The organism is Mesorhizobium sp. M7A.F.Ca.CA.004.12.1.1, from assembly GCF_003997835.1.
Classification (GTDB): domain Bacteria; phylum Pseudomonadota; class Alphaproteobacteria; order Rhizobiales; family Rhizobiaceae; genus Mesorhizobium.
On the sequence record NZ_RZRK01000947.1, the window covers coordinates 1 to 2,169 of the forward strand.

General features: G+C 62.3%; 3 protein-coding genes. 1 reads left to right on the forward strand and 2 read right to left on the reverse strand.

Annotated elements, in window-relative coordinates:
• A partial coding sequence (locus EN984_RS32085; RefSeq protein WP_127384240.1) for a methylenetetrahydrofolate reductase occupies positions 1-694 on the reverse strand: 694 nt, incomplete at its 3' end.
• On the reverse strand, positions 694-1,701 hold the full coding sequence (locus tag EN984_RS32090; RefSeq protein WP_023813166.1) for a metalloregulator ArsR/SmtB family transcription factor: 1,008 nt from the start codon (positions 1,699-1,701) through the stop codon (positions 694-696). The genes EN984_RS32090 and EN984_RS32085, both read right to left, overlap by 1 nt.
• Positions 1,702-1,823: 122 nt before the next feature.
• On the opposite strand from EN984_RS32090, the gene EN984_RS32095 reads away from it, so the two are divergent.
• Positions 1,824-2,169 (forward strand): TrmO family methyltransferase (locus EN984_RS32095; protein WP_206517532.1); only part of this gene is annotated, 346 nt, incomplete at its 3' end.

Consider the following 2,169-nt stretch of genomic DNA (forward strand, 5'->3'; position numbering starts at 1 on the left):
GCGCGCATGTGCCCGGCCTCGCGGAAAAGTTCGCGACCTGCTTGAAACTGTGAACCGGCTGGATACCCGGCACGATCGGGATGTAGATGCCGGCGCGGCGGACGCGCTCGACATAGCGCTCGTAGAGATCGTTGTCGAAAAAGAACTGAGTGATGGCACGCGTCGCGCCATTGTCGACTTTGCGCTTCAGCATCTCGATGTCGGTGGCGAAATCGGGGCTTTGCGGATGTTTTTCCGGATAAGCCGCGACGGAGATGTCGAAATCAGCAATCGCCTTGAGCCCGGCGACCAGTTCCGCGCCGTTCTCGTAGCCACCGGGATGCGGCCGATACGGTCCGCCGACGCCGGAGGCCGGGTCGCCGCGCAGCGCCACGAACCGGTTGATGCCGATCGATTTGTAATCCTGGATGACCGCGTCGACCTCGTCGCGCGTTGCCCCGACACAGGTCAGATGCGCCGCTGCAGGAATACCGGTTTCCGTCAGGATGCGCTTTACAGTGCGCGCGGTGCGCTCTCGCGTCGAGCCGCCGGCGCCGTAGGTCACCGAGACGAATTTCGGCTTCAACGGCTCCAGCCTCGTCACCGTCTCCCACAGCCTCGCTTCCATCTCGTCGGTCTTCGGCGGGAAGAATTCGAAGGAAACCCTGACCTTGTCGCCAATGTCGGGGCGGCGGGAAAAGCGGAACTGGTTCATCAGGCGGTTTCCCTTATCTGCCTTGTGTCGTTGGAAGGATCGGCGATCAAGAGGCGCCGGTCGCGGCCAAGCCAGAGTTTTACGGTGAGCCTGGCCTCGTTGCCGCCACGCGGCTCGAATTCCTGACTGTCTTCAAGATCGAGGCCGGCTTCCGAAAACCAGTCGGCGATCTGCCGGTCGGAAAAGCCGAGCCGCATATGCGCGTGTTCCTCACGCAGGAATTCCAGCGCATGCGGCGCGAAATCGACGATGACCAGGCGTCCGGCCGGACGCAAAAGCCGCGCCGCCTCGTGGATGGCACGGGCGGGATCGTCGAGATAGTGCAGCACCTGATGGATGGTGACGAGATCGAAGGCATCGCGCTCGACCGGCGGTGCGAAGATGTCGCCCTGCCGAACCTGCGCGTTCGAAACGCCTGCCTTGTCCAGATTGGCGCGCGCCACGGTCAGCATCTCGCGCGACATGTCGATGCCGACACCACGCCGATAAAGCGGCGAGAAGATTTCAAGCAGCCGCCCGGTGCCGGTGCCGAGATCGAGCATCGACTGGAACGGCCGCTTGCCGACCAGTTTCAGCATTGCGGCTTCGACGGCGCGGTCCGGCACATGCAGCGATCGGATATGGTCCCAGCTTGCCGCATTCACGGAAAAATACGCGACCGCCCGGTCCTGCCGCTTGCGCTTGACCGAGGCCAGACGCTCAAGATCGCGCTCGACCTGCGGATCGGCGCCGCGAATGCCGGAAACCAGCCCCATGACGAAGTCCCGCGCGGAATCCGCATCCGACAGGCGGAAGAAGGCCCACGACCCCTCCTGGTAGCGGCCGATCAGTCCGGCCTCCAGAAGCAGCTTCAGGTGCCGCGAAACGCGCGGCTGCGACTGGCCGAGAATTTCGGTAAGATCGGAAACCGTGAGGTCACCGCGCGACAGAAGTGCCAGTATGCGCAATCGGCTGGATTCGGCCGCCGCCTTTAACGTATCCACCATAGTGTCGAGCGAGACATGCATCAGCGTATTCTCTTTGAAAAGATATAAACATATGTTTATGTCGATTTTAGCGACCTTGCAAGCGCTATGTCGCTTCCGGACAAGAAAATGCCGCTTGTGTGGCGTTTTAAGAGACGTGGACCATGACTGAAACGCGTGAGATGTTCGAGGCGCGCGAAGGCGAGCAGAGGCTGGAGAACGATCCGGCCTTGATGCCGCCTGATGGCGGGATCGTCTTCATCGGCCGCATTGCCTCGCCATGGACGACGCGCGAAACCTGCCCGAAGAACATGCGCGCCGCGCGCGAGACCGGGCAGAAGGCGGTGCTGACCATCGACACAGCCTACCGAAGTGGCCTGCAGGGGCTGGAGCGCGCCAGCCACGTCATCATCCTATCCTGGCTGCATCATGCGCCGCGGGACCTGATTGTGCAGAAACCGCGCCATGCCGCTGAAGCGAAAGGTGTATTTTCGCTGCGCTCCCCTGCCC

Excerpts from the sequence above, each read along its gene's own strand:
- EN984_RS32090 (WP_023813166.1), bottom strand. The coding sequence starts at position 1,701 with ATGCATGTCTCGCTCGACACTATGGTGGATACGTTAAAGGCGGCGGCC.